The following is a 24,354-nucleotide window of genomic DNA, read 5'->3' as shown; positions in this document are numbered from 1 at the left end:
GCAGGACATGACCACCCCCCGCACGGAACCGGCGCCCGCCCTGCCGCGGCTGCTGGGCGCCGCCGTCACCGGAGCGGTTCTGGCCACCGGCGCCCAGGCCTACCTCTCCTGGGTCGGCCGGCGCAGCGACCGGATCTGCCGGACGACCGACGGCCTCTGCTTCACCGGATGGAACCTGACCGCCGTCCCGCTCCTGTTCGCGGTCTCCCTCACCGTGCTGCTCGTCGTGTACAAGAGGCTCGGCATCGGGCCACGGCTCGTCGTCGTTCCGCCGACGCTCCTGCTCGCGCCGATCCTTCTCTCGGCCGCGCACGCGGCGGCCGGCTGGTGGGCCGTCTCCCTCACGGGCGGGGCCTGGTCATACTCCGTCGCGCTCGCCGCTTGGCACCGCTACCGGTTCTGGGCCCTCGCCGTCTCGGCCGGGCTGCTCCTCGCCGCCATGGTCGTCCTCTACGGCTGACGGTTCGTCCTGGTCCTCGGCCGCGTCCGCCGAGTACGCGCGCAGATATCCCACCACCGTGTTCGTCACCGCCACCAGCGGTACGGCCACCACCGCGCCGCCGATGCCGGCCACCATGCCGCCGGCCGCCACCGTGAGGACGACGGCGAGCGGGTGGACGCGGACCGCGCGGCCCAGGATGAAGGGCTGCAGGACGTGGCCCTCGATCTGCTGGACGGCGAGGACGACCACGAGGGTCATCAGCGCGGTGAAGACGCCCTGTGTCACCAGGGCCACGATCACCGCCAGCGCGCCGGATGCGACGGCGCCGACCAGCGGGATGAACGAGAACAGGAAGATGAAGACGGCCAGCGGGACGGCCATCGGCACGTTGAGGAAGTAGATGCCGATGCCGATGAAGATGGCGTCGATGAGGGCCACCAGCACCGTGCCCCGGACGTAGGCCGTCAGGGTGCGCCAGGCGCGCGGGCCGGCGCCGGCCACGCCCGGACGGGCCGCGGAGGGGACCAGCTTCAGGAACCACTGCCAGATGCGCTCGCCGTCGTAGAGCAGGAACAGCGTCGAGAAGAACACCAGCAGGATGCCGGTGAGCGCCTCGACGACGACCTGGACACCTTCCAGGCCCGCGGACGTTATCTGGTCGGTGTTCGCGCCGATGGCCTCGCGGAGGTTCTTGGCGATCTGGTTGATCTGCTTGTCGGTGACGTGGAAGGGGCTCTTCAGCAGCCAGTTGCGCAGGTCGTCGATGCCGCTCTGGATCTGGCTGGAGAGGGTGTCGATGTTCTCCATGACCTGCCAGGTCACGAACCAGCCCATCAGTCCGATGACGACGAAGCCGAGGATCGCGGTCAGCGCGGTGGCCGGGCCGCGCGGCACCCCGTGCCGCATCAGCCGGGCGACCGTCGGCTGGAGCAGGGCGGTGACCAGCAGGGCGATGACGAAGGTGAAGACGACGAGCTGGATGGCGCTGATGACGCGCATCAGGACCCACACGGTGCCGGCCAGGATCAGCAGCCGCCAGCCCGCCTCGGCCGCGACCCGCACGCCCCAGGGCACGGCCTGGGCCGGGTCGGGCCGGGGCCCGGCCGGTACGGCCGGCCGACGAGAGGGCGGTACGGAGCCGGCGGTCCGGCCGGCGGTGCGGCCGGCGACGGGATCGGACCCCGTGTCCTTGTCCACTTCGGCGCGGCGCTCGTTCAACCGCTCACTCATCTCGGTCAGTCCGGCACCCAGCCGGCCCAGCCACCCTGGCACTCGCGACATGATCCGTCCTCTTCCCCCGCCTCCCGGGTGTACGCCACCGCTCACCCGGGAGCCGTTCGCGTACGACCGTACAGTGCGAAAGCCCCTCCCCGTAGGACGGGGAGGGGCTGCGCGGGGTTGAGCGTGGGCCGGCCCACTGCCGGGGCCGGCCCGAGACCGGCTGTCGGCCTAGTACCAGCTGTTGGCCTGCCAGAACGACCAGGCGCCACAGGGGCTGTGGTACCGCTCGTTCATGTAGTTGAGGCCCCACTTGATCTGGGTCGCCGGGTTGGTCCGCCAGTCGGCACCGGCGGAGGAGTACTTGCCGGCGGGCAGGGCCTGAAAGAGACCGTAGGCACCGGACGAGGCGTTGACCGCCTGGTAGTTCCAGCTCGACTCGTGGTTCACGATGTTGCTGAAGCACTGGAACTGGTCGGCCGCCACCATCTGACGTGCCATCGCCTGGATCTGCGCCACGCTGTAGTTGCTCTGCACCGGGAAGCTGGAGGAGTCCCGGGTGGAGCGGGTGGCCGCGGCCTTCGCCTCGGCGCGCTCCTTGGCGGCTGCCTCGGCCGCCTTCTCGGCGGCCGCCTTCTTGGCGACCGCGGTCTCGGCGGCTGCCTTGCGGGCGGTTTCCTCGGCGTCCTTCTTGGCACTCGCGTCAGCGGCGATGGCTTGCGCGTCGGCCTGCTGCGTCAGGGACGCGGTCTGCACCTGGGCCTGCTGACCCGCGGGTATGTCCGCGAGGAGCGTGGTGTCGGCTGCCGTCGCCTCGGCGTCGTTGTTCTGCGCGGTGCTGCCCGAGGCAACACCGACGACGCTTCCGACGGCGGTGACCGCGGTGGCCGAGGCCACTGCGAATCCCCGGACCGAAATCCGGCTCACACGGTTTCCTTCCAGCATCGCCCGCTTCGGTGACCGTGGCGGACGCAATCGTGCCCCTGGCACTGGCCTCCCAACTGCGGGTCACGGAGGCGCGGGCCCGGTGGGCAACTCCCGTGCGGGGAGCGCCGCGTGGTGCGCGGGCGGCATACGACGACGCTATGGAATTGGGGTGATGCTTCTGTGGTGCCGTACCTCCCCCACTGCCTAGAGGGCGTGGGGGTACCCCCAGGGGTACAGGTGTGTCGTATGCGGGGCCTGACAGGAGTGAGACTCTGCCGTAACCAGACACCGGGTGGCAATTCCGAGTTGCGTGTGAAAGCTCACACCTCGTTTGCCCCAGGGGTTTTCAGGAAATCCCCACACGCGAAGGCGCCGCCCGGCTAGGCTCTTGCCCTTTGCCGGACGGCGCCAACGGGCTACTCCCGTCAGATATGGCCCTCTTCGAGCATTTCGGTCACAAGGGCCGCGATCTGGGACCTCTCGGACCGGGTCAGCGTGACATGGGCGAAGAGCGGATGCCCCTTCAGCTTCTCGACCACGGCGACGACACCGTCGTAGCGACCGACCCGCAGATTGTCCCGCTGCGCGACGTCATGGGTCAGAACGACCCGTGAATTGGCCCCGATCCGGGACAGAACGGTCAGCAGTACGTTCCGTTCCAGGGACTGCGCCTCGTCGACGATCACGAAGGCGTCGTGCAGGGAGCGGCCCCGGATGTGGGTCAGGGGCAGGACCTCGAGCATGCCCCGGGCGGTGACCTCCTCGATGACCTCGCGGCTGGTGACGGCGGAGAGCGTGTCGAAGACGGCCTGGGCCCACGGGCTCATCTTCTCGGCCTCGGAGCCCGGCAGATAGCCCAGCTCCTGCCCGCCGACCGCGTACAGCGGCCGGAAGACCATCACCTTCTGGTGCTGACGGCGCTCCAGGACCGCCTCCAGGCCCGCGCACAGCGCGAGCGCCGACTTGCCGGTGCCGGCCCGGCCGCCCATCGAGACGATGCCGACGTCCGGGTCGAGCAGCAGGTCGAGCGCGATGCGCTGCTCGGCGCTGCGGCCCTTGATGCCGAACGCCTCCCGGTCGCCGCGTACCAGCCGGACGTTGCCCTCGGCGGTGACCCGGCCGAGCGCCTTGCCGCGCTCGGACTGGATGGTCAGACCGGTGTGCACGGGGAGGCCGGAGGCCTCCGGGGCGTACACGTGCCCTTCCTCGAAGAGGATGTCCACCTGTTCACCCGGAAGCGTCAGTTCGGACATTCCGGTCCAGCCGGAGTTCTCCGTGATGGCGAGCTCGGCCCGGTACTCCTCGGCCAGCAGGCCGACCGAGGATGCCTTGATCCTGAGCGGCAGGTCCTTCGAGACGACGGTGACGTCGTACCCCTCGGCCTGCAGATTGCGGGCCACCGCGAGGATGCGTGAGTCGTTGTCCCCCAGGCGGTAGCCGGTGGGCAGCACGCTGGGGTCCGAGTGGTTGAGCTCGACACGGATGGTTCCGCCCAGTTCACCGATCGGGATGGGGGCGTCGAGGCGACCGTGCTTCACCCGGTAGTCGTCCAGCAGGCGCAGCGCCTGGCGGGCGAAGTAGCCGAGTTCGGGATGGTGCCGCTTGGCCTCCAGCTCCGTGACCACGACGACGGGGAGCACGACCTCGTGTTCCTCGAAGCGGGTCAGGGCGTTGGGGTCGGCCAGCAGGACGCTGGTGTCGAGAACATAAGTGCGCCGATCTGGCTTGTGGCGCTTTGTGCTGGTCACCACGGAAGGACGTACCCCCTCGGATGAGGTCGGGGAGCGACGAAGCGGAAGCCGGGCCGGGAGGGCGGGAGCGTTGCGACCGGTCCCCGGCCCCCGCGCAGGACGGGCCGGACACCGGACCTCCGCGGCTGCTTCCGTACGGTGACCGCACGGTCGGGCTGGTACAAAGGGCCTCCCGGGCGGACGGCCCCGTGCCGCCCGCTGAGATCCGACACCCGTGGTTCGGGTGTCAACCTGCTTGCCTTATGCCCTGTGAAAAGCGCCGCCATGCAGAAGTGGCCGACAGCGCACCGGTGAACTCCTTGTTACTTCCCACCCAACCGGGGTATACGGGACGCCCCGCCGGTGCGGTGGCCGGCGGGGCGTGAGGTCTGGGCGCGTGCGGCGTCAGCCGCCGTAACGGCGGTGACGTGCGGCGTAGTCGCGCAGCGCACGCAGGAAGTCCACCTTGCGGAAGGCGGGCCAGAAGACCTCGCAGAAGTAGTACTCGGAGTGGGCGGTCTGCCAGAGCATGAATCCGGACAGCCGCTGCTCACCGCTGGTGCGGATGACGAGGTCGGGGTCGGGCTGGTCGCCGGTGTAGAGGTGACGGCCGATCATGTCGACGTCGACGGACTCGGTGAGGCTCTCCAGCGAAGCGCCCTTGTCCTGGGCGTCGAGGAGCATGGAGCGCACGGCGTCGGCGATCTCCTGGCGGCCGCCGTAACCGATGGCCACGTTGACCACTATGCCGTCCACATGGGCGGTGGTCTCCTCGGCCTCCTTGAGGACACTCTGCATCCCGGCCGGCAGCAGGTCGCGGGTACCGACGTGGTGCACCCGCCAGCGGCCGTCGGCGGCGAGGGTGCGGACGACGTCCTCGATGATGCCGAGGAGCGGGACCAGCTCCTCCTGCGGACGGTCGAAGTTGTCGGTGGACAGCAGCCACAGGGTGACGACCTCGACATCGGTCTCGCTGCACCAGCCGAGGAACTCCTCGATCTTCTCGGCACCGGCCCGGTGGCCGTGGACCGTGGTGGAACCGGCCGCCTTCGCCCAGCGGCGGTTGCCGTCCATGATGACGCCGATGTGCTTGGGCACCTGAGCGTGGTCCAGGTGACCTTCCACCCGGCGCGCGTAGAGCCCGACGAGCAGGCCACGCAGCTTGTCGCGCAGGTTCACGGGAAAGACCCTTCGGGGTTCGGGCGGGTTTCGAGGGTACCGCCGCCGGCGGCCCACCCCCCGAGGTGGGACGCCGGCCCCTGCCGGGTGGTTCCCGAAGAAAAAACGGGCCGGTCCGTGGGGGGGAGACGGACCGGCCCGAGGGGGGGTTTCCACCATAACCCTTCGTAAGGGCGGACGCGTGCATCGGCGTGCCACAACTACTCTCCGCAATCGACCAGCGACGGCGAGGTGTGCGCGGAACGATGGATTCAGAGGTGCCGCATGGCCGATTCACGGCGGATTCTCAGGGAATCGGGTGATGATCGGCGAGATCAAGAGGGTTTGGGCCGTCTTGGTGAAAGCTCGGCGAGTTGTCCCGGGGTCCCCCCGATGGGCTACCCCGCGAGCGAACAGCCACTTGACGGCTCCGCCGTGCATCCGCCGGACATCGCGGCACCGCGCAGCCCCCTCCACTGCGCGGTGCCGCCCGCGCAGCTTTGCTGACGCGAATTACCTTGGTCTGAACCTACGTGACGGGTGAGACGGATGTGAACCGTCCCCGATAACGATGTGGAAACCCCGTGGAAAGCACGGGTGGACGGAGGGCCGAAAAACCCGGTTCCGCCACCTTTTCAGGAGGTCGGCTTCCGGACATCGAAGAGGTGGCGGGCGCTGTGCGCCACGAACGGCCCCTCCTTCTCGATCCGCTCGTGCAGGGCGCGGAGTTGGGGTTCGTACGCCTCGGCCGTGAAGCCCGGGACCATCCAGACCACCTTGCGCAGGAAGTGCACGACGGCGGCGATGTCGTGGAACTCCATCCGCAGCCGCTCCGCCCGCAGATCCACGACCTCGAGCCCGGCCGCCTCCGCGTCCTTCCGCTCGCCCTCGGGAGCACGGCCCCGGCGCACGGACGCCGGCTGGGGCCCGAGGAAGTACTCGACCAGCTCGAACACGCTGCCGGGCCCGACATGCTGGGCGAAGTACGTACCGCCCGGCCGCAGCACCCGCGCGATCTCCGCCCAGTGCGGGGTCACCGGGTGCCGGCTGAGCACCAGGTCGAAGGTCTCGCCGGCGAACGGCAGGGGCGCGTCGTCCTGGGCGGCGACGACCACCACACCACGCGGCCGCAGCAGGGCGGTGGCCCTGGCGACGTTCGGCGGCCACCCCTCCGTGGCGGCGATGAGGTGCGGTCGGTTCGTCCCCGCCCCGGCCAGGGCGAAGTCGAGTACCTCCCCGCCCCCGGTCTGGACGTCCAGCGCGCATTCGGCCCGCCCCAGCCGCTCCCCCGCCGAACGGGCATACCCCCAGGAGGGCCGCGTCTCACTGGCCCGCCCCTCGAACCAGGAGAAGTCCCATCCCTCGGTGGGTACGGCGGCGCCCTCGGCCACGAGGTCCTCAAAGGAGCGGCTCTCTGTCATGAACGCCATCGTCGCAGCCTCGTTGTCATCGGGTCCTGCTAATTTCCGCGTCCATGACGAACGCACCCGCCGGTAGCACCGCGGAAGAGAAGGACATCCTGCGCGCGAGCCTGGACCGCCACCGGGACGCCGTGCTCTGGAAGCTCGACGGCCTGGACGACGAACAACTGCGCCGCCCCATGACGCCCACCGGGACCACCCTGCTCGGCCTGGTCAAGCATCTGGCCTCGGTCGAGTACGGCTGGCTCGTGGAGACGTTCGGCGGCGAGGTGGAACCGCTGTGGTTCGACCCCTACGAGAGCGAGGACATGCGGATCGCTCCCGACGAGACGACGGACCGGATCGTCGCCTTCTACGGTCGCGCCCGCGCCGCCGCCGACCGGATGATCGCCGATCTGCCCCTGGACGCCCTGGGCCGCCCCTCCTGGCGGGACCAGTCCGTCTCCCTGCACTGGACCCTCGTCCACGTGATCACGGAAACGGCCCGGCACGCCGGCCACATGGACATCCTGCGCGAACTGATCGACGGCGCCACGGGCGCCCACCGCCCGGCGGCCGGCTGATCGACGGTGGCCGGTGCGGCGCCCGTCACCGGCCTTCCACGGGAGGGTGCCCGAGCGCGAGCACGGCGAATACGTCGTCGCCGTCCCGGTCCGTACCGACGTGTTCAAAACCATGCTTCTCCAGCAGGCGGACCGAGGCGGTGTTCCCGGAGAAGGGGTCGGCGTACAGCGGGCGCACCCGCTCCAGCTCCAGGAAGAGGCCGAGGGCGCGGGTCCCCACGCCACGCGCCCAGTACGGGCGGCCGAGCCAGTAGCCGACGAATCTGCGCCCGTCCTCCGCGGTCCAGGAGACGACGCTCCCGGCCACCTCGCCGTCGACGGTGACCGTCCGCACCAGGCTGTCGGGAGCACGAAGGATCCGCTCCCGCCAGTGCTTGAGGAAGGCGTCCAGCGGCCGGGGAGTGAACCTCGACCGCCGGACGGCCTCCGGGTCGTGCTCGTAGGCGTGGAGGACGAGGAGGTCGTCGTCCCTGACTTCACGCAGACGCACATGGTCGTGTTCGTCGGTCATGCGGTGCAGTGTGGCAGCCGCCACTGACAACGCCGTCCTCCTCCCGCGGCTCCGTTACGGCACGAGGGGCCGGACCTCGCGCGCGGCGAAGCGCACGAAGCCCTCGGGGTCCGGTTCGTCGCCCGTCGGCTGCAGGACGACGGTGTCGGCACCGGCCTCGGCCAGTCGGCGCACCGCCGCGGCCACGGCCGCCGCGTCCCCCGCGACACCGAGATCCGGGACCGACTCCAGCCTTTCGGCGACGAGTTCCGCGCGCAGCCGTGCGGCGGCGTCCGGGCCGGTGGCGGCAAGGAGGTTCGCGACGAGCCGGTACGGCCCGCCGCGCCCCGCCTCCCGGCGCGCCTCGTCGATGATCCGCCGGGCCCGCCGTACGCCGTCCGGTGAGGTGGAGGCGGTGAGGAGGACACCGTCGGCCTTCTGGCCGGCGAGACGGAGCGTGCGGGGGCCGGTGGCGCCGGCCAGTACGCCGACCGGCCGCTCCGGGGGCCAGTCGAGACCGACGTCGTCCAGTCGGACGTACCGTCCGCTCACGCTGAGGCGCTCGCCGCGCAGCAGGGCGCGCAGGGCGTCGAGATGCTCACCGAGCAGGGTGAGGGGTGAGGCGGCCCGTGCGCCGACCTGCCCCATCCAGTCCTGGACGCCGTGTCCCACGGTCAGGACGGCCCGGCCTGGGAACATCCGCTCGAGCGAGGCGGCCTCCATGGCGGTGACGGCCACGTTCCTGAGCGGCACGGGCAGCAGCCCGATCCCGACCCGCAACCGTTCGGTCCAGGCGAGCGCGGCGGCGGCCGTCGACACACCTCCCTCCAGGAAGCAGTCCTCCCACAACCACAGCTCCTCGAGCCCCGACTCCTCCGCGGCCCGCACCACTTCACGGAGCCGCTCGGGAGGAAGCTGAGGTCGGAACACCGCGCCCAGTCCAGTCATGAGACCTTCCTAATGGGCGGCGGTGAGCGGGACAACTCCTTTACGGGCGAGCCTGGTGTCGCTTTTCCTTCCCTCTCCTGGGTACGGTCACGGCGGAGGTGGGCTCGGGATGGCGGGTTGGCGGAACGGGCGGGGGAGGCTGGTGGTCCGGCCGAGCGGGGGCGGGGCGGCGGTCACGGTCCCGCTGGAGATGGCGACGTCCTACCGGGCTCGGACGAGGGGGCTGCTGGGCCGTGACTCGCTCGCCGGGGCGATGCTGCTGTCCCCCGCGAGCAGCGTGCACACCTTCCGCATGCGCTTCCCCATCGACGTCGCCTACCTCGACCGCGGCCTCACCGTCCTGGCCGTACACACGATGAAGCCCGGCCGCCTGGGTCGGCCCCGGCTCCGGGCCCGTCATGTGCTGGAGGCGGAGGCGGGGGCCATGGCGGGGTGGGGGCTGGTGGCTGGGGCACGGGTCGAGGTCGAGGGCGAACCGGCGTAGGCGCCGGGCCTCGCGCGGCCGGTCAGGTGGGATCTCCTCAGCTCTCCGTGCGTGGGAAGGAGACCTCCACGCGGCGGTTCTTCTTCCTGCCTGCCTCTGTCGAGTTGTCGGCGATCGGGTACTGCTCGCCGTAGCCGCGCACCTCGAAGGTGACGTTCGGGTCGTTCAAGTCCTGGTCGAGGACGGCCTGGACGGCGTTGGCGCGCTGCCTGGACAGGACGTCGCCGTGGGCGGAGGAGCCGAGGTTGTCGGTGAAGCCGAAGACGCGGACCCGGGTCGCGTTCTGCTTCTTGATCTCGTCGGCGATCGTCGCGATACGGGCCTTGGCCTCACCGCCCAGCTTGGCGCTGTCCTTGCCGAAGAGGACTTCGGCCTGCAGGGCGAAGGTGACGTCGGCGTTGGTGTCCTCCCGCCGCTCGTCCCCGCTCTGGTCCTCGACGACCGACTTGATGTCCAGCACCTTGGCCTCGGCGAGGGTGGCCCCCTCGGGCAGCTTGAGGTCCGGGTCGGTGGGGTCGACTTTCACGGGGGCGGAGGCGGAGGGCTCCGTGCCCGGGGGTTCGCTGGGGGAGGTGTCGTCGGCGCGGGCCAGGGTGAGGTTGGCGGCGGCGAGGAGGACGGCTGTGGTGAGGGTGAGGGTGAGGCGGGGTGTGGTGGTCACTTTGGCCTCACCCGGAGATCTGGATGGTGGCCGTGGGGAAGCCGGGCAGCTGGAAGTTGACTTCGGAGGTGGTGGTCGGGGGGGAGGGGAACTGCATGAACACCGGCAACGTTTCGCCAGGCTTGAGGGTAGGCAGGCCCGTTGTGGTGAGTGGCCGTCCGTCCGTGTCGCGCAGTACGTAATAGCGCTTCTTGCCCTTGGAGTCGACAAGTGTGGCGCCACCGAGTGAGCTGCCGTTCTTGATGATCTCCGTCTCGTTACCGCTGAGATTGGACGGGATGACGGCCTTGCTCCCGCTGTCGTTCTTCAGGTTCCCGTTCACTGTGACGAATCCGCCCGAGTCGCGCGTGGCAGCCGTGATCTGAAGGAGCAGTCCGTTGGGCCCCTTCAGCTCCGCCAACGGCTCCTCGGACTGCCCCTCCTGAGCACTCGGCTTGGAACCATCGCTCTTTGAGGCGGGCGCCGAAGCCTCCGGCTTCTTGGCGTCATCGCCACCACCACAAGCGGCCACCCCGAGAGCCAGACCGGTCGACACTGTGAGCGCGACCAGTCCCCTGCGGGCGTGCGCAGTGAACCGAATGCTCATGACTCTGCTTCCTTCTTGAATCGTCGTGCGCTTGTCAGTCGGCCAGGTGAACGTCGAAGAGATCTTCGGGCTTCGGCAGTCCGGCTGGGTCGTCCGGGTCGGGATCCCATTCCCCGCCCTTGCAGGTGAGATGTGGCAATGCGCCAGTTGTGGCGTCATCGCCGGGGAGACAGAGAGGCTCGATCACAGCCGTCGCGGACTCGGTCGACTTGATGTTCTCGGTCCCGGGCACGACGGAATCTCCGACCGACTTGTTGGTCTGGACTTCGACCGTGTATCTGAGCAGATCGGGGTTGCAGGAGTTGAGGCTGGCATCGTTCTCCGCGGCCAGTTGTTCCGCTCGCCAGCACGGATCGTCGGCGCCCTTGCCCTCGAAGATGTCCGTCCACTTGGTGGGGTCGGACAGGGCGTCCACCCACAGGCCGGCGAGCTGGTCGCGTGCCTCCTGGGCGGCTGCGAGCGCTGCCGCGTCGGCCGCGGTCTGCGCGCCGCCCCGATTCACCGCGGCCTGACCGACCGCCAGGTAGGCGAACGCAAGAAAGAGCAGGCCTGCCACCACCGTGATGTAGATGGGGAAGGCCTGCCCTGAGTCGCTGAACCTACATGGACGGCTCAGGTGATCTCGGCGATTTTCGACTTGATCGCGTCCAGAATCGTCTGCCCGATATCCGTGCCGGTGATTGCCAGCACGATTGCCACGACCACCGCGATGATCCCCAAGTACTCGACCGCAGTCTGCCCCTTGTCGCTGTCGCGTCGCTGCAGAACGTCCAGCAGCTTCAGCATCAAGTCGCTCACGGTGCTCTCCTCCGGCTTCGTTTTCAACCTTGAGAAGGTAGGGCGAAGCCCAACGCTCCTCTAAGGGCCCCAGGACCCATTCCCGGGCCCAACCCCTCCCCCGGTCAGACATTTCAGGCCACCCCCAGCCACTTGGCCGCCGCCTGGGACCTGGTCGTGCTGTGGAGCTTGGCGAAGATGCGGTTGATGTGGTTCTTGACGGTCTTCTCGCTGATGAAGCAGGCGGCAGCGATCTGCTGGTTGGTCATGCCGGACGCGATGAGGTCCATGATCTCCGCCTCCCTGCCGCTCAGTTGGGACCGCGACCGATACGACTGTCCCACATCCGATTGCAGTTGCGAAAGGTTTTGGGGTGGAATCAAGCCCAGCAAAGGCGGTAGTTCAGACTCCGCATGTGCAGATGCACTCTCTCGCAGTCCGGTCACCAACGCCCGCGCCGCTCCCGGTGTCACATGCGGCCGTCCCTCCCGTACGTCGCGCACCGCCCTCACCAGCTGCTCCGTCGTGAAGTCACCGTGCACCAGGTAACCCCCCGCCCCCAGCCGCAGCGCCTCCCGTACGGTCTCCGTCTCGTGGCTGTACGTCAGCATCATGACCGGGGCCAGGCGTACCAGGTGGGGCAATGCCGAGATTCCGTCGACGCCGGGCATGCGGACGTCGAGGAGGATGACGTCGGGGCGGTGGAGCAGTGCCGCCTCGTACGCCTCGCGGCCGTCCGCCGCCTCCGCCACCACCGTGGTGTCCTCGCGGTCGGAGAGGAGGGCGGTGAGGCCCGCGCGGATGACCGGGTTGTCGTCGGCCACCACGAGGCGGAGGGGGGCCGTGACGGTGGCCGGCGGGAAGTCCGGGCCGGCGTTCAGGTGCTGCATCGGGTGCCTCCTCTCGGGCTCAAGGGCTCAGGTTTTCTCGGGCGTGACGTCGGGTCGTGCGCACCGCGCGGGCCGCAGGGGCAGTTCCACCCTGACCTCCGTGCCGCGTGCGTTGCCGCCCCGGCCGATGCGGATGCGGGCCCCTGCTTCGGCGGCGCGTTCGACCATGCCGAGCAGGCCGAAGTGGCCGGAGCGGCGCAGGTTGTCGAGCGTCGTACCGGGTGGCAGGCCGTTGCCGTCGTCGTGGACCGACAGGCGGAACAGGTCGCCCTCGACCCCTGCGGTCAGCTCCACGCGGGTCGCCGACGCGTGGCGGTGGACGTTCTCCAGCGCCTCCGTGGCGATGGCGAGGAGGTGACGGGCGAGGGGTGGGGGAAGGGGCGGGAGGGGAGCCCGGGGGTCGTCCGTCCGGCGGCATGTCACCGGTAGGCCGGTGCGGGTGCTGAAGCCCGCGGCGCGGGCCGTCGCTTCCGACCAGAGGTCCATGTGGGGCGCCGCTGCCGAGGAGTCCTCGCGGCGCAGGTCCTCCAGGAGTTCCCGGGATTCCGCGGCCGCCCTGCGGGCCGAGCGGGACACCAGGTCGGCCTGGCGGCGGACCCGGGCCGGGTCCGGGGCGTCGGCCGACACGGTCGCCGCCAGGCCGTCGGCCGCCAGGGCCACGCCGTACAGGGTCTTGGCCACCGAGTCGTGCATCTCGCGGGCCAGCCGGGCCCGTTCCGCGTGGACCGCCTCCGTCGCCGCCAGGCGGGCCTGTACCGCTGTGAGCGCCTGCGTCGCGATGCCGTAGCGGAGCATCAGGTTGCGCAGGGTCGAGCCCATCGCGCCGGTGACGACGCACAGGCCGGGCAGCAGCAGGGACTCGGCAATGCCCGCCCGCTGGTCGGCCTTCAGGGTGGCGTGGACCAGCAGCAGGATCAGGGACTGGAGCGAGGCGAAGCAGGCCGCGCCCCGCCAGCCGTAGAGCAGGCCGGCGAGCAGCGGGGTGCAGACGCTGACGTAGGCGAGGGTGGTGTCCGGGCCCGCGGAGATCAGCGGGAGGGAGCCGAGGAGGGTGTCGGCGGCCAGCAGGCTGGGGTGGCGCAGCAGGAGGGGGCCGAAGCGTTCCCAGTCACGGAACAGCACGTAGGACACCATGAAGGTGACGACGACGGCCGCGCCGACCAGGCGGACGCCCAGGCCGGGGGAGGCGTTGAGCAGGGCGGCCGGGGCCGCCAGCACGATCATGGCGAGGCGGAACCCGAAGACCTGCCGGCACATCGCCTGCAGGGCACGGATCTGCAGCTTCTCGGGGTCGGGGGGAGGAAGGTACGCACGGCGGGCCACCGCGTTCGCGTCACCACCGGGGCCACCGCCGGCGACGTCACCGCCCGCCGCGGGCCGCCCGGCCCCGGTGCCCAGGCCTGCGCCCGCGTCCGCGCCCCCCGCCCGGACACGCCAGTGCCGGCGGCCCGTGGCCCCCCTCGCCGGCGTCATGGTCGTCACCTCGCCCCGCCTACTCGCCCGTCAGGGAGCCGAAGTCGACGCCGGAGCCCAGCAGCAGGCCCGCGCCCAGCAGCAGCATCGTCGCCGGGACCATGAACGTGGTGATCATCAGCGTGGCCTTGGGGACCGCGCGGGCGGCCTTGCGGCGGGCGTTCTGGGCGTCGGTGCGGCGCATGTCCTTGGCGAGGGCGACGAGGGTGTCGACGATCGGGGCGCCCAGTTCCTCGCCCTGCTGCAGTGCCGTCACGAACATCGCCACCTGCTCGGAGTCGTTTCGGCGCCGCAGCTCCGCGAAGGCCTGGCGGCGGCTCATGCCGAGGTCCATCTGGCGCAGGGTGATGCGCAGTTCGTCCGCCCAGGGGCCCTCGTAGCGGGTGGCCACCCGGTCCAGTGCCTGGCGGAAGCCGAGCCCCGCGCTCACCACCACCGCGAGCACGTCCAGGAAGTCCGGCAGGGTCCGCTCGATGACGTCCTTGCGGACGCGGATCGCCGACCAGATGCCGACCTCCGTCCAGAACGCCCCGAACAGCAGCAGGAGCAGGGCCACGAACCACTGGCCGCGCAGCAGGAAGACCAGGAAGCCGACGCCGCCGAGCGCGCCGTACACCGCGCGGCGGGCCGCGTAGCGGTCGATGGTGAGGCCGCCGGGGTTGCCCGCGAGGTCGATCCTGCGGCGGTACCGGGCGACCAGGCGCGGGCCCATCAGACGGAGCACGGCCGGGGCGTAGCGCATGCCCATGCGGTCGATCACGGAGTCCACCGCGCCGGTGCGGGTGGCACCGACCTCCAGGGCGAGCGCCAGGTCACCGGGGAGCCTCGCGTCCGCGCGGTACATCCGGATGCCGGCGAAGACGCCCCAGACGCCGAGGCCCATCAGCAGGGCCAGCAGGTATGCCATCAGGTCAGCCCCCTCACACGTCGATCCGGCTCATCCGGCGGATGAGGACGAACCCGACGGCGTACATGGCGAACGCGATGATCACGCAGGCCTGGCCGACCGGTGAGCCGGTCATGCGGTCGAGGGCGCCGTCCTTGACCCCGTTCATCAGGAACAGCGCGCCGATGCCGAGGACGGGGACGGCGTACGACGTCATCGTCACCTGGGAGAGCTGGGTGCGGATCTCGCGCCGGGTCTCCTTGCGTTCCTCGAGGGTCTCGGTGAGGTTGCGCAGGGCCGAGACGACCTGACCGCCCGCCCGGTTGGACAGCACCAGGGTCGTGACGAGCACGACCAGTTCGCGGGAGGGGAGCCGGTCGGCGAGTTCGCCGAGCGCGTCGTCGAGGGAGTGGCCGATGGCCAGCTGGTCGGAGACCTTGGCCAGTTCCTCGCCCGCGGGTGCCTCCAGTTCCTCCGCCGCCATGCCGATCGCGGTGCGCAGCGCGAGGCCGGCCTGGGTGGCGTTGGCCAGGATGCGGGCCAGTTCGGGGAGCTGGTTGATGAAGCGCTCGATGCGTTTCTGGCGTTGCCAGTTCAGGAACTGCACGGCCGCCCAGATGCCGAGCAGTCCGGCGAGCGGGCCGAAGAAGGGGGCCAGGGTGGCCTGTCCGATGAGCCAGAGCGCGGCGATCGTGGCGAGCATGTAGGCGAAGAACTCGCCCGGGGTGACGTCCAGGCCGGTCGCGGCCAGCCGCAGCTCCAGTTTCCGGCCGAGTGCCGTGCGGCGCAGCCGGCGGTCCAGGGTGCGGAAGCGGCGCCGGCGGCCGGGGCCGGAGTCGGCTCCGGTGTGCGCGAGCCGGTCGACGAGGGCGGCATGCTGGGCCCGGCCCGCGGCGTAGGTGTGGGTGCCGGCGACGGCCAGGACGCAGGTCAGCAGGGCGACACCGGTGGTGAGCTGTACGAGCGTATGGAGTTCCATGGGGGGTCCTACCTGGCTTCTCGGGTGGCGAGCTGCTCCGCGGAGTGGGCGACGCCGAAGGCCTGCGGGATGGGCTGGCCCGCCATGTGGAGGCGGTCGGCGGCGCGCCGGGGCAGCGGGTGGTACTCGAAGGCGCCGTACACCTGGCCGTCGGCGGTCATGGGCCGGGCGTGGAACCGGGCCGCGGTGGTGAGCCGGTACGGATCGCCGCCGTGGCTGTCGAGCAGGGCGATCTCGGTGATGCGGCGGGCGCCGTCGGCGAACCGGGTGAGCTGGACGATGACGTCGACGGCGCTGTTGATCTGGTCGTGCAGCGCCACGAAGGGCACCTCGACGTCGGACATGGAGGCGAGGGTCTGCAGCCGGGTGAGGGCGTCCTCCGCGCTGTTGGCGTGCACGGTGGCGAGGGAGCCGTCGTGGCCGGTGGACATGGCCTGGAGCATGTCGAGGGACTCGCCGCCGCGGACCTCGCCGACCACGATCCGGTCGGGCCGCATCCGCAGGGAGTTGCGCACCAGGTCCCGGATGGTGACCTGCCCCTTGCCCTCGACGTTCGGCGGTCGTGACTCGAGCCGGACCACGTGGGTCTGCTGGAGCTGGAGTTCGGCGGAGTCCTCGATGGTGATGATCCGCTCGTGTGCCGGGATGAGCCCGGACAGGGCGTTGAGCAGGGTGGTCTTGCCGGTGCCGGTGGCCCCGGACACGATGATGTTGAACTTCGCCTGCACCAGCCCGGCCAGCAGATACACCATGGGCTCGTCGAGCGAGCCGAACCCGATCAGCTCCTGGAGGGTGAAGGAGCGCGGGAAGCGGCGGATGGTGAGGGTGGGGCCGGTCAGGGACAGCGGCGGGATGATGACGTTGACCCGCTCACCGGAGGGAAGGCGGGCGTCCACCATCGGGTTGGACTCGTCCACCCGGCGGTTGACCGTCGAGACGATCCGCTCGATGGTCTGCATGAGCTGGTCGGCGGAGGCGAAGCGCAGCGGCAACTGCTCGACGCGTCCGCCGCGTTCGACGAAGATCGCGTCCGGGCCGTTCACCATGATCTCGGTGATGGAGGCGTCCTCCAGCAGGGGTTCCAGGATGCCGAGGCCCAGCGCCTCGTCCACCACCCGCCTGATGAGCTGGGAGCGCTCGGCGGTGGAGAGCACCGGGCCCTCGCGGCTGATGATGTGCCCGAGCACCCGCTCGAGCCGCGCCCTGCGCTCGGCGGCGGCCAGCGAACTCATCTCGGCGAGGTCGATCTCCTGCAGCAGCTTGGCCCGGTAGGAGGCGACCAGATGCCCGTCCTCACCCCGGGTGCCCTGCTCCTCGGGGGAGTTGATGCGTGCCCGCAGGCTCATGGGTTCGCCTCTCCTCGGTCAGTGGTCGCGGGGCATGGTGGCGGACTTCTCGGCGGGGTCGAAGTGCCAGCCCGGGACGATCGAGGGGATGGAGACGGTGGCGGTGACGGTGACCGAGTCGTCCCCTCCCCCGCTCGGGCCGCACGTCACGCTCAGCCCCCCGCTGACGGCCAGCGCGCACGCCTGCTGGGCGGACTGCCCCAGCGACTCGGCCCGCGCCCCGGCCCGCGCGGCCGTGCCGGCCTGCTCGGCGGCGTAGGCGATCGCCCCGATCTGGAAGCCGGCCAGCCCGACGATCAGCAGGATCGGGATGAACCCCAGGTACTCGATGGCCACCTGGCCGCGGTCACGTCCCCTGCGTGGCATGTCAGTCCTTCACCTCCTCGACGGCTCCGGCGTGGCCGTGCACCGTGACGGGGAAGTCGATGGATCCGGGGAAGAGGACGGGGACCTTCAGCGACACGTCGGCGGTCACATAGCCCTCCCCACCGCACCGTGTCACCTCGGCACCCTTCCGCCAGGCCCCCGACAGGTGTTTCAGCGCCGCCTGTTCGCACGCGCCGAAACGCTCCCCCCGGTGCGCCGCCGTACCAGCCCGCACACCCTCGTCGGCAGCATTCCCCGCGAGCGTGTAGGCGTACCCCACGAGCACGCACTGCCACATCAGCACCAGCGTGAGCACGATCAGCGGGGTCATCCCCAGGAACTCGACGGCGACCTGGCCCCGGTCGTCACCGCGCAGGCGTCTCATCGGACCCTCACTCCTTCCGCCGCCGGAAGCTCACCGACCCCCGGTCGCCGCGCGGCCGGCCACCGCCCCGGTGGGACGGGCCCTCGGGTGCCTTCGCCAGGCCCAGTTCCCCGGCGAGCGCCCACAGGGCCTGCTTGACGGTGCTTCTGCCGTCGAGGTCGTGGACCCGTCCCGCGTCCACGACCGCCTGCAGTTCCCGGAAGTTGGCGGGTACGGCCGTGCGCGCCAGGGCCGTACCGGTGATGCGCTGCACCAGCGGGGGCTGGATCTCCGTGCTGCGTGTGTGCCGGTTGACGACGACCGTGGTCTCCTCGGCCTTGCGGATCTGCAGCCGGTCCCACATGCGTACGGTCCGCTTGGCGGCCCGTACGGCGACCACGTCGGGCGTGGCCACCAGCAGCGCGGTGTCGGCCGTCTCCACCACCGCCGCGTTCGCCCCGCCGAGCTGGGCGCCGCAGTCCACGACGACGACCTCGTAGCGGGAGCGCAGGGCGCTGACGATCTGGCGGGCGGCCCGGTCGGTGACCTCCTCGCCGCGCTCGCCCTCGGCGGGGGCGAGGAGCAGGGCGAGTCCGGTGTCGTGGCGGAAGACGGCGTCGGCGAGGACGCGCGGGGAGATGTCGTTGATGGCGGCCAGGTCCACGACCGAGCGGCGGAACTGGACGTCCAGGTAGGAGGCGATGTCGCCGGTCTGCAGGTCGAGGTCGACCAGGGCGGTGGGCCGGCCGGAGGCCTGGGCGGCGAGCGCGATCTGGATGGCGACCAGGGTCGCGCCGACGCCTCCCTTGGCGCCGCTGACCGTGACGACCGTGCCGCCGGCCCCGCCGAACGTCTCGGCGCCGTGCCCGAGATGGCGGCGTACGCCCGTCGACCACTGGGCGACGGCCTGCACCCGGCCGGCGAGTTCCTCGTACGACAGCGGGAGCGGGACCAGGCCGCGGGCGCCGGAGTCCATGGCGGCGGCGAACAGGCCGGGGCTCGCGTCGGTGGTGACGAGGATGACGCCGACGGCCGGGAAGCGCAGGGCGACCTCGCGGATCAGCTCCAGCGCGGGTACCGGGCCGATGTGTTCGTGCACGACGACGACCTCGGGCAGCTCGTCGACCGACTCGGCGGCGAGCCGGCCGAGGGCGTCGACCAGCTGGGTGGAGTCGGTGACGGGCGGCTGCGGTTCCGCGTCGGGCAGCTGGCTGAGCAGCGTGACGAGGGAGCGGACGGCGTCAAGGTCGGCGCCGGCCGGGAGGATCCTGGTGGGCATGCGGACCGCCTCTCACTTGTCCGTCGCGAGTTCGTACGTGCGGTCCTTGTCCGGGACGCCGGTCTGGCCGCCGGGTGCCACCAGGGCGAGCCGGACCCGCTGGGCGAAGGACTCGGCGTAGGTGATCCGCTGGGCGTCGAGGGTGGACAGCGCGAAGGTGATCGGGACGGCCTCGGTGGGCTCCCGGCGGTCCTTTCCGGTGTCGGGTTCGAGCGCGGTGATCCGGCCGACGTCGAGGACCCGGGCGTTGGTCACGATGATCTTCGACTGGTCGGGGTCGCCCTCCTTCTTTCCCTCGAAGGTGGCATAGACGTTGACGCGCGAGCCGGGGGTGATCTTGCCCGCGACCCCGGTCGCCGCGTCGATCATGATGGCGACCTCCTGCTGGCCCGGCTGGAGGGCGGGCCGGTCGACGATCATGTCGGTCTGGAGCAGGGAGCCGGCCCGCAGGGTCGTCACGGCGATCTTGCCCCGGATCTGCCGCAGATCGGTGACGGCGTTGCCGGACAGCCACCGCTTGGGCATCTCGGTCTTCTCGAACTGGTCCGTGTCCAGCGCGGTGTACGGCTTCACGTCGGACCTGACCCGGTAGGCGGTGACCTCGGGCCCGACCTTGGAGTTCACGTCGTGGACGACGGAGAGCACGCCGGCGAACGCGCCGAGAGCGCACAGGACCGACAGGATCAGGAGTATCACGCCGCGGCGCTGACGGGAGTTCATGAACCGTGCAACCTCATTGGGGGAATCGGTCGAGCGGGATGTGATCTGGCGTTCGTGCCGGTCAGGCGGGCGCTCGCTGCTCCAGGGCGCGCGGCTCGGGCGGCTCGTGAGCGGGCGGGGTGGCGGAGCAGAAGACGCAGCGGTCGCCGATGACGTCGAGGCCGCACCAGTGGCAGGTGGACTGCCGTACCGAGGTGACCAGTTGGTAGAGGACGGACAGGTCGGCGAGGTAGCTGCAGAACTCGATCACCCGGCCCGTACCCCACCAGCGCGGCGACTCGGCGGGCAGCGGGGTCTCGCGCAGCGCGTGCGCGGTCCACTCCTTGGCGAGTCCGGCGACCCAGTCGCTCTGCAACTGCCCCTTGGCCACGAGCATCCAGGTGCCGAACTCGGGTCCCTTGAGCTTGGCCCCGGGGGCGACCCGGACGAGCTGCGGCTCGGGGTGGGCGACGACGGCGAACTGGCTGCCAGGCACCCAGGACTTGGCGTGCGCCTTGAGCCCGACCGGCACCCGGTCCAGCCGGGCGACCGAGCCGAGGACGGCACCGGCGTGGATGTAGTGGGTGAGCAGCCGGCCGGCCGAGGCGAGCACGCCCGGGCTGAGGTCGCAGGAGGCGAGCTGCCGCAACTGCCGGGCGAGGACGGCGATGCCGAGCGGCGGGAGCTCGGGCCGGAAGACGGCGACGCGGTCGCTCTCCAGCAGCGAGCGGAGGGTGTGCAGCCGTCGTACGACGGGCTCCGGGGTGGCCTGTGAGCACACGACGACCAGGTACCCGTACTGCTCCGTCAGCGCGTGCAGTTCGGTGAGGGTGTGCTCCAGCGGGCGCCGGTCGAGGTCGCGCAGCACGACGGCCGGCATGGTCCGTTCGTCCTGCGCCGGCAGTGCCATGTCGGCACTGGTCACGGCAATGGCAGTTGGCACGCGCAGCTCCCCGCTCCTTCACGCCCCGCGGCTGGCCGGTGTTACTCCAACGCGCCGGGACGACTTCATTGCGTGACTACCTGAGCACTGTATCCACGCCCCAATGACCGGAGAACAGCGTTTGTGTAGCTCGTGTGGAACTCATCGGGCACAAGTGGCGCCAAAACCGGACAGGTTGAGCACTCGGGTGGAGATGGTTTTGGTCTGGACCTCTTGACAGCCGGATTGGCCTAGACCAACTTGTACGCCAACGGTGGCCACCGTCCCCCGCCCCACCGACTCCCCCACCGGAGGTCCCTGTGGACCGTGCATCAGCCATGCCATCGGACCGGACCGGCCGCAGACGACGGACTCGCATCGGCACCTGGTCCGCCGTCACCGCCCTCGCCCTCGCGGTCGCGGGCCTGGCCACGACCCCCGCCTCGGCCGCGGACGTCAACAACGCCCGGAACGCCGGCTTCGAGTCCGGCCTGGGCAACTGGACCTGTACGGCCGCGAGCGGCACGACCGTCTCCTCCCCCGTCCACTCCGGCTCCTCGGCCCTGAAGGCCACCCCGGCCGGCCAGGACAACGCCCAGTGCACCCAGTCGGTGGCGGTGAAGCCCAACTCGACCTACTCACTGAGCGGATGGGTCCAGGGCGGCTACACCTACCTTGGCGTCACCGGCACGGGCACGACGGACGTCTCGACCTGGACCCTCGACACGGCGTCCTGGAAGCAGCTCTCGACGACGTTCACCACGGGCGCGTCGACGACGTCCGTCACGGTGTACACCCACGGCTGGTACGGCCAGGCCGCTTACTACGCCGACGACATCTCCGTCTACGGCCCCGACGGCGGCGGTGGCGGCGACCCGGCCCCCACCGTTCCCGCCGCGCCCGCCGGCCTGACGGTCTCCGGCACGACGTCCTCCTCCGTCACGCTGTCCTGGTCGGCCGTGTCGGGCGCCACCGGCTACAACGTCTACCGCAACGGCACCAAGGTGACGGCGGTGACGGGCACCTCGGCGACGATCAGCGGCCTCACCGCGTCGACCTCGTACTCCTTCCAGGTCACGGCGACCAACTCGGCGGGAGAGTCCGCGAAGTCGGGCACGGTGACGGGGACGACGGCGGCCACCGGCGGAGGTGGGGGCGGCGGCGGCTCGCTGCCCAAGCACGCCGTGACCGGCTACTGGCAGAACTTCAACAACGGGGCGAAGGTCCAGAAGATCTCCGACGTCCCGTCGGCCTACGACATCATCGCGGTCGCCTTCGCCGACGCCACCACCACGCCGGGCGCGGTCTCCTTCAACCTGGACTCGGCGGGCCTCGGCGGCTACACCGTCGACCAGTTCAAGGCCGACATCAAGGCCAAGCAGGCGGCGGGCAAGAAGGTCATCGTCTCCATCGGCGGCCAGAACGGCACGGTGTCGATCAGCGACTCGGCCTCGGCGGCGAACTTCGCGAACTCCGTCTACTCCCTGATGCAGACGTACGGGTTCGACGGCGTCGACATCGACCTGGAGAACGGCCTCAACGCCACGTACATGACGCAGGCGCTGCGCTCCCTCTCCTCGAAGGCGGGCTCGTCCCTGATCATCACGATGGCCCCCCAGACGATCGACATGCAGTCGACGTCGAACACCTACTTCCAGACGGCCCTGAACATCAAGGACATCCTCACGGTCGTCAACATGCAGTACTACAACAGCGGTTCCATGCTGGGCTGCGACGGCAAGGTCTACAGCCAGGGCTCGGTGGACTTCCTGACGGCCCTCGCCTGCATCCAGCTCGAGGGCGGCCTCTCCCCGTCCCAGGTCGGCCTGGGCCTGCCGGCCTCGACGAGCGGCGCGGGCAGCGGCTACGTGTCCCCGACGGTCGTGAACAACGCGCTGGACTGCCTGAGCAAGGGCACGGGCTGCGGCACCTTCAAGCCCTCGAAGACCTACCCCGACCTGCGCGGCGCGATGACCTGGTCCACGAACTGGGACGCCACGTCCGGCAACGCGTGGTCCAACGCGGTGGGGGCGCATGTGCACGCTATGCCGTGACATGAGCCTCGGCTGAGCGGAAGCCCGGGTCCGGGGGGCCCGGGCTTCCGCATGTCCATACTCGGCCAAGGACACCGACCAACTGTGCAGGGAACTTGCCCGCGCCAGGGGCATGACGCCAGGACGCGGCTGGTGGTGGGATCGCCGCCCCGATCCGCTGCCTTGGTGAGCGTCCCGAGCGCTCGTAGGGCTCGGGCTCCGGTCGGCCCGCGCCGGTGGTCCGTCAGGGCGGGCGATTTCTGCCGTATGCCTGTGTCTGCGCCCCCTCCGATAGTACGGTCTGATCTGTCGTCAGCCGGAGCTTTGGGGTGGGGAGCGGGATGACAGGGGTGGAGATCGCGATCGGCTGCCTGTTCGCATGGGCGGCTCGCAAGGCGCGTCGGGTGGGGGCTCGGGCCGACCAGGAGACGGACCGCGCCCTGGACGCGGCGATGGACCGGGTGCACGAGGTGGTCAGCGAAAAGCTCGGGCAGGAGACCGCCCTGGCCCGCCTGGGCGAGGAGGCCTCGGCCGGCCGTGGCGAACCTACGCCCGAGACCCGCCAGTGGCTCCAGATCGTCCTGAAGGACGCGGTCGATCACGACGAGGCCTTCGCCAATGCGCTCCGGAAGGCGCTGGACCAGCTACCGTCCCGGCCCGAATACGCTTCCCAGGGCGGGAATGTCGTGCAAGGCAACGTCTTCCACGACAGCACGTCCGTCCAGATCGGACACAACGGCCACCAGGTCAACAACTTCGGGACGCAGGAATGACCGACCCCGGACAAGGCGGGGATGGTGCCGGCAGATTCGACCACAACAACCTTCACGGGCCTTCCGGCGTGCAGGTCGGGCCGAACGGCCAACAGTTCAACGCCAACCCCAACATCAACATCCGGCAATCGGGATTCCTGCTGCCGGCCGTCTGCGTCACCGCACTGGTCGGAGGGGCCGTCTTCGCGGTCATGGCGCTCGCGCCCTGGAAGGGGAGCTCGCAGGGCGCCGCACCGCCACCGGACTCGGTCGCGAGCAGGGGCCCCGACGTCACCGCCCCGGCACAGGACTCCCCGTCCGAGCAGGCTGCCGTTTCATCACCGACGACAGCGGCGGCTGCCGCCGGCCCGGTCCGGTGGCAGGGGGAGATCAACATCGGCATGGCGGGGGTGGACCTCGACTCCCTCCCCCCGTCCCAGAGCACCGACGATTCCTACGACGCCGCGCTGTACAGCAGCAGCGACGCACTGATGACGAATCCATCCGGCGCTCCCGACGTGGCGGCGTGGCCCGGCCCCGGTACGCCGAGCAGAAAGCAGTGCGCCGATCAGCTCGCCACTCACGGCGGCTTCATGGCCCAGGCGGCTGACGAGAGCGTGCTGTGTGTCAGGACGCGCACCGGGCGCATCGCCGCCCTGACGATCACCTCCATGGGCGATGTGTTCACCGCCGGCACGGCCAAGGTGATCGTTTGGGAGGCGAAGGACCAGTAGTGCTCAGCCAGGTTCACTCGCCGATGAGGGCGACGTGTACCCGGGACCACTGAGACGCCTCGTCCAGCAGCGCGTAGTCGGCGCGGAGGGACGCATGCGCACGCGATGCCGTTATGTGAAGCCTCCACTGAACGGGCACCCATGTCCGGGGGGATCCGGGCGTTCGTGTGTCCGCATCGCCGCATGTCCACCGCCGGACACATTCGGCCAAAGCCCCTTCACCGTG

27 protein-coding genes are annotated in these 24,354 nt (G+C 70.5%); 6 read left to right on the top strand and 21 right to left on the bottom strand.

All coding sequences use genetic code 11. The features are described 5' to 3' along the window. Positions 1-7 precede the first annotated feature (7 nt). Positions 8-460: a hypothetical protein gene (locus ACFVVO_RS02830; RefSeq protein ID WP_390051172.1), complete on the top strand. Its 453-nt coding sequence runs from the start codon at positions 8-10 to the stop codon at positions 458-460. On the opposite strand, the gene ACFVVO_RS02825 is transcribed toward ACFVVO_RS02830, so the two are convergent. The 5 genes from ACFVVO_RS02825 to ACFVVO_RS02805 all read right to left on the bottom strand — a co-directional run bounded on the left by ACFVVO_RS02825 (position 359) and on the right by ACFVVO_RS02805 (position 6,896). Then, complete coding sequence (locus ACFVVO_RS02825) at positions 359-1,723, bottom strand: AI-2E family transporter (RefSeq protein ID WP_390051171.1); 1,365 nt, start codon at positions 1,721-1,723, stop codon at positions 359-361. The genes ACFVVO_RS02830 and ACFVVO_RS02825 overlap by 102 nt on opposite strands. 168 nt (positions 1,724-1,891) lie before the next feature. Beyond that, positions 1,892-2,587, bottom strand: coding sequence for a transglycosylase SLT domain-containing protein (locus ACFVVO_RS02820; protein WP_390051170.1), 696 nt, complete (start codon positions 2,585-2,587; stop codon positions 1,892-1,894). Between the two features lie 425 nt (positions 2,588-3,012). Continuing rightward, positions 3,013-4,338: a PhoH family protein gene (locus tag ACFVVO_RS02815; RefSeq protein ID WP_390051169.1), complete on the bottom strand. Its 1,326-nt coding sequence runs from the start codon at positions 4,336-4,338 to the stop codon at positions 3,013-3,015. 384 nt (positions 4,339-4,722) lie between these two features. Further along, a complete protein-coding gene (locus ACFVVO_RS02810) occupies positions 4,723-5,496 on the bottom strand; it encodes an isoprenyl transferase (RefSeq protein WP_390051168.1) in 774 nt (257 codons plus the stop codon). Positions 5,497-6,110: 614 nt separating this feature from the next. Further along, positions 6,111-6,896, bottom strand: a complete 786-nt coding sequence (locus ACFVVO_RS02805) for a class I SAM-dependent methyltransferase (protein WP_390051167.1) — start codon at positions 6,894-6,896, stop codon at positions 6,111-6,113. Between the two features lie 53 nt (positions 6,897-6,949). Between ACFVVO_RS02805 and ACFVVO_RS02800 the strand changes: the two genes are divergently transcribed. Further along, positions 6,950-7,459 (top strand): DinB family protein, encoded by a 510-nt coding sequence (locus ACFVVO_RS02800; RefSeq protein WP_390051166.1) that lies wholly within the window; start codon positions 6,950-6,952, stop codon positions 7,457-7,459. Between the two features lie 25 nt (positions 7,460-7,484). Here ACFVVO_RS02800 and ACFVVO_RS02795 read toward each other — a convergent pair whose 3' ends face one another. Both ACFVVO_RS02795 and ACFVVO_RS02790 read right to left on the bottom strand, forming a co-directional pair. Further along, positions 7,485-7,970 carry a GNAT family N-acetyltransferase gene (locus ACFVVO_RS02795; protein WP_390051165.1) on the bottom strand — a complete coding sequence of 162 codons (486 nt, stop codon included), beginning with the start codon at positions 7,968-7,970 and terminating at the stop codon, positions 7,485-7,487. 54 nt (positions 7,971-8,024) lie between these two features. Further along, on the bottom strand, positions 8,025-8,897 hold the full coding sequence (locus ACFVVO_RS02790; RefSeq protein WP_390051164.1) for an LLM class flavin-dependent oxidoreductase: 873 nt from the start codon (positions 8,895-8,897) through the stop codon (positions 8,025-8,027). A 109-nt stretch (positions 8,898-9,006) separates the two neighbouring features. On the opposite strand from ACFVVO_RS02790, the gene ACFVVO_RS02785 reads away from it, so the two are divergent. After that, positions 9,007-9,381: a DUF192 domain-containing protein gene (locus ACFVVO_RS02785; RefSeq protein WP_390051163.1), complete on the top strand. Its 375-nt coding sequence runs from the start codon at positions 9,007-9,009 to the stop codon at positions 9,379-9,381. A 37-nt stretch (positions 9,382-9,418) separates the two neighbouring features. Here ACFVVO_RS02785 and ACFVVO_RS02780 read toward each other — a convergent pair whose 3' ends face one another. The 14 genes from ACFVVO_RS02780 to ACFVVO_RS02715 all read right to left on the bottom strand — a co-directional run bounded on the left by ACFVVO_RS02780 (position 9,419) and on the right by ACFVVO_RS02715 (position 20,597). Further along, entirely contained in the window at positions 9,419-10,042 is a 624-nt protein-coding gene (locus ACFVVO_RS02780; protein ID WP_390051162.1) for an OmpA family protein, read from the bottom strand. Positions 10,043-10,049: 7 nt separating this feature from the next. Then, complete coding sequence (locus ACFVVO_RS02775) at positions 10,050-10,628, bottom strand: hypothetical protein (RefSeq protein ID WP_390051161.1); 579 nt, start codon at positions 10,626-10,628, stop codon at positions 10,050-10,052. A 34-nt stretch (positions 10,629-10,662) separates the two neighbouring features. Next, entirely contained in the window at positions 10,663-11,244 is a 582-nt protein-coding gene (locus ACFVVO_RS02770; RefSeq protein WP_390051575.1) for a pilus assembly protein TadG-related protein, read from the bottom strand. After that, positions 11,241-11,426, bottom strand: a complete 186-nt coding sequence (locus ACFVVO_RS02765; protein ID WP_390051160.1) for a hypothetical protein — start codon at positions 11,424-11,426, stop codon at positions 11,241-11,243. The genes ACFVVO_RS02770 and ACFVVO_RS02765 overlap by 4 nt, the downstream gene beginning before the upstream one ends. 113 nt (positions 11,427-11,539) lie before the next feature. Further along, on the bottom strand, positions 11,540-12,295 hold the full coding sequence (locus ACFVVO_RS02760) for a response regulator (protein WP_390051159.1): 756 nt from the start codon (positions 12,293-12,295) through the stop codon (positions 11,540-11,542). Positions 12,296-12,322: 27 nt separating this feature from the next. Continuing rightward, positions 12,323-13,768, bottom strand: a complete 1,446-nt coding sequence (locus tag ACFVVO_RS02755) for a sensor histidine kinase (RefSeq protein WP_390051158.1) — start codon at positions 13,766-13,768, stop codon at positions 12,323-12,325. 19 nt (positions 13,769-13,787) lie between these two features. Beyond that, a complete protein-coding gene (locus ACFVVO_RS02750) occupies positions 13,788-14,675 on the bottom strand; it encodes a DUF5936 domain-containing protein (RefSeq protein ID WP_390051157.1) in 888 nt (295 codons plus the stop codon). A 13-nt stretch (positions 14,676-14,688) separates the two neighbouring features. Beyond that, the gene (locus ACFVVO_RS02745; RefSeq protein WP_390051156.1) at positions 14,689-15,633 is read right to left on the bottom strand and encodes a type II secretion system F family protein; all 945 of its coding nucleotides are present in this window, start codon (positions 15,631-15,633) and stop codon (positions 14,689-14,691) included. Between the two features lie 8 nt (positions 15,634-15,641). Further along, on the bottom strand, positions 15,642-16,979 hold the full coding sequence (locus ACFVVO_RS02740) for a CpaF family protein (RefSeq protein WP_390051155.1): 1,338 nt from the start codon (positions 16,977-16,979) through the stop codon (positions 15,642-15,644). Positions 16,980-16,997: 18 nt separating this feature from the next. Continuing rightward, positions 16,998-17,345, bottom strand: coding sequence for a TadE/TadG family type IV pilus assembly protein (locus ACFVVO_RS02735; RefSeq protein WP_390051154.1), 348 nt, complete (start codon positions 17,343-17,345; stop codon positions 16,998-17,000). Position 17,346: 1 nt separating this feature from the next. Beyond that, positions 17,347-17,730, bottom strand: coding sequence for a TadE/TadG family type IV pilus assembly protein (locus ACFVVO_RS02730; protein WP_390051153.1), 384 nt, complete (start codon positions 17,728-17,730; stop codon positions 17,347-17,349). Positions 17,731-17,737: 7 nt separating this feature from the next. Then, a complete protein-coding gene (locus tag ACFVVO_RS02725) occupies positions 17,738-18,988 on the bottom strand; it encodes a CpaE family protein (RefSeq protein WP_390051152.1) in 1,251 nt (416 codons plus the stop codon). A 12-nt stretch (positions 18,989-19,000) separates the two neighbouring features. After that, positions 19,001-19,708, bottom strand: a complete 708-nt coding sequence (cpaB, locus tag ACFVVO_RS02720) for a Flp pilus assembly protein CpaB (protein ID WP_390051151.1) — start codon at positions 19,706-19,708, stop codon at positions 19,001-19,003. A 61-nt stretch (positions 19,709-19,769) separates the two neighbouring features. After that, positions 19,770-20,597: a hypothetical protein gene (locus ACFVVO_RS02715; RefSeq protein ID WP_390051573.1), complete on the bottom strand. Its 828-nt coding sequence runs from the start codon at positions 20,595-20,597 to the stop codon at positions 19,770-19,772. A gap of 350 nt (positions 20,598-20,947) precedes the next feature. Here ACFVVO_RS02715 and ACFVVO_RS02710 point away from each other — a divergent pair, with 350 nt between their 5' ends. The 3 genes from ACFVVO_RS02710 to ACFVVO_RS02700 all read left to right on the top strand — a co-directional run bounded on the left by ACFVVO_RS02710 (position 20,948) and on the right by ACFVVO_RS02700 (position 24,128). Then, positions 20,948-22,663 carry a chitinase gene (locus ACFVVO_RS02710; RefSeq protein ID WP_390051150.1) on the top strand — a complete coding sequence of 572 codons (1,716 nt, stop codon included), beginning with the start codon at positions 20,948-20,950 and terminating at the stop codon, positions 22,661-22,663. 329 nt (positions 22,664-22,992) lie between these two features. After that, a complete protein-coding gene (locus tag ACFVVO_RS02705; protein ID WP_390051149.1) occupies positions 22,993-23,415 on the top strand; it encodes a hypothetical protein in 423 nt (140 codons plus the stop codon). Between the two features lie 68 nt (positions 23,416-23,483). Further along, positions 23,484-24,128, top strand: coding sequence for a hypothetical protein (locus ACFVVO_RS02700; protein ID WP_390051148.1), 645 nt, complete (start codon positions 23,484-23,486; stop codon positions 24,126-24,128). The last annotated feature ends 226 nt before the right edge of the window (positions 24,129-24,354 follow it).

The sequence above is a fragment of the Streptomyces sp. NPDC058145 genome (genome assembly GCF_042884245.1).
Classification (GTDB): Bacteria; Actinomycetota; Actinomycetes; order Streptomycetales; family Streptomycetaceae; genus Streptomyces.
Note: the sequence above shows the minus strand (reverse complement) of the source record. Positions and strands in the feature narration are given on the sequence as shown.

Bases quoted from the DNA above. Each gene is read 5' to 3' on its own strand.
- ACFVVO_RS02715 (WP_390051573.1), bottom strand. From the start codon at position 20,597: ATGGCACTGCCGGCGCAGGACGAACGGACCATGCCGGCCGTCGTGCTG.
- ACFVVO_RS02800 (WP_390051166.1), top strand. From the start codon at position 6,950: ATGACGAACGCACCCGCCGGTAGCACCGCGGAAGAGAAGGACATCCTG.
- ACFVVO_RS02730 (WP_390051153.1), bottom strand. From the start codon at position 17,730: ATGAGACGCCTGCGCGGTGACGACCGGGGCCAGGTCGCCGTCGAGTTC.
- ACFVVO_RS02735 (WP_390051154.1), bottom strand. From the start codon at position 17,345: ATGCCACGCAGGGGACGTGACCGCGGCCAGGTGGCCATCGAGTACCTG.
- ACFVVO_RS02825 (WP_390051171.1), bottom strand. From the start codon at position 1,723: ATGTCGCGAGTGCCAGGGTGGCTGGGCCGGCTGGGTGCCGGACTGACC.
- ACFVVO_RS02710 (WP_390051150.1), top strand. From the start codon at position 20,948: ATGCCATCGGACCGGACCGGCCGCAGACGACGGACTCGCATCGGCACC.
- ACFVVO_RS02755 (WP_390051158.1), bottom strand. From the start codon at position 13,768: ATGACGCCGGCGAGGGGGGCCACGGGCCGCCGGCACTGGCGTGTCCGG.
- ACFVVO_RS02830 (WP_390051172.1), top strand. From the start codon at position 8: ATGACCACCCCCCGCACGGAACCGGCGCCCGCCCTGCCGCGGCTGCTG.
- ACFVVO_RS02790 (WP_390051164.1), bottom strand. From the start codon at position 8,897: ATGACTGGACTGGGCGCGGTGTTCCGACCTCAGCTTCCTCCCGAGCGG.
- ACFVVO_RS02745 (WP_390051156.1), bottom strand. From the start codon at position 15,633: ATGGAACTCCATACGCTCGTACAGCTCACCACCGGTGTCGCCCTGCTG.
- cpaB (WP_390051151.1), bottom strand. From the start codon at position 19,708: ATGAACTCCCGTCAGCGCCGCGGCGTGATACTCCTGATCCTGTCGGTC.
- ACFVVO_RS02805 (WP_390051167.1), bottom strand. From the start codon at position 6,896: ATGACAGAGAGCCGCTCCTTTGAGGACCTCGTGGCCGAGGGCGCCGCC.
- ACFVVO_RS02740 (WP_390051155.1), bottom strand. From the start codon at position 16,979: ATGAGCCTGCGGGCACGCATCAACTCCCCCGAGGAGCAGGGCACCCGG.
- ACFVVO_RS02775 (WP_390051161.1), bottom strand. From the start codon at position 10,628: ATGAGCATTCGGTTCACTGCGCACGCCCGCAGGGGACTGGTCGCGCTC.
- ACFVVO_RS02725 (WP_390051152.1), bottom strand. From the start codon at position 18,988: ATGCCCACCAGGATCCTCCCGGCCGGCGCCGACCTTGACGCCGTCCGC.
- ACFVVO_RS02760 (WP_390051159.1), bottom strand. From the start codon at position 12,295: ATGCAGCACCTGAACGCCGGCCCGGACTTCCCGCCGGCCACCGTCACG.
- ACFVVO_RS02785 (WP_390051163.1), top strand. From the start codon at position 9,007: ATGGCGGGTTGGCGGAACGGGCGGGGGAGGCTGGTGGTCCGGCCGAGC.
- ACFVVO_RS02750 (WP_390051157.1), bottom strand. From the start codon at position 14,675: ATGGCATACCTGCTGGCCCTGCTGATGGGCCTCGGCGTCTGGGGCGTC.
- ACFVVO_RS02795 (WP_390051165.1), bottom strand. From the start codon at position 7,970: ATGACCGACGAACACGACCATGTGCGTCTGCGTGAAGTCAGGGACGAC.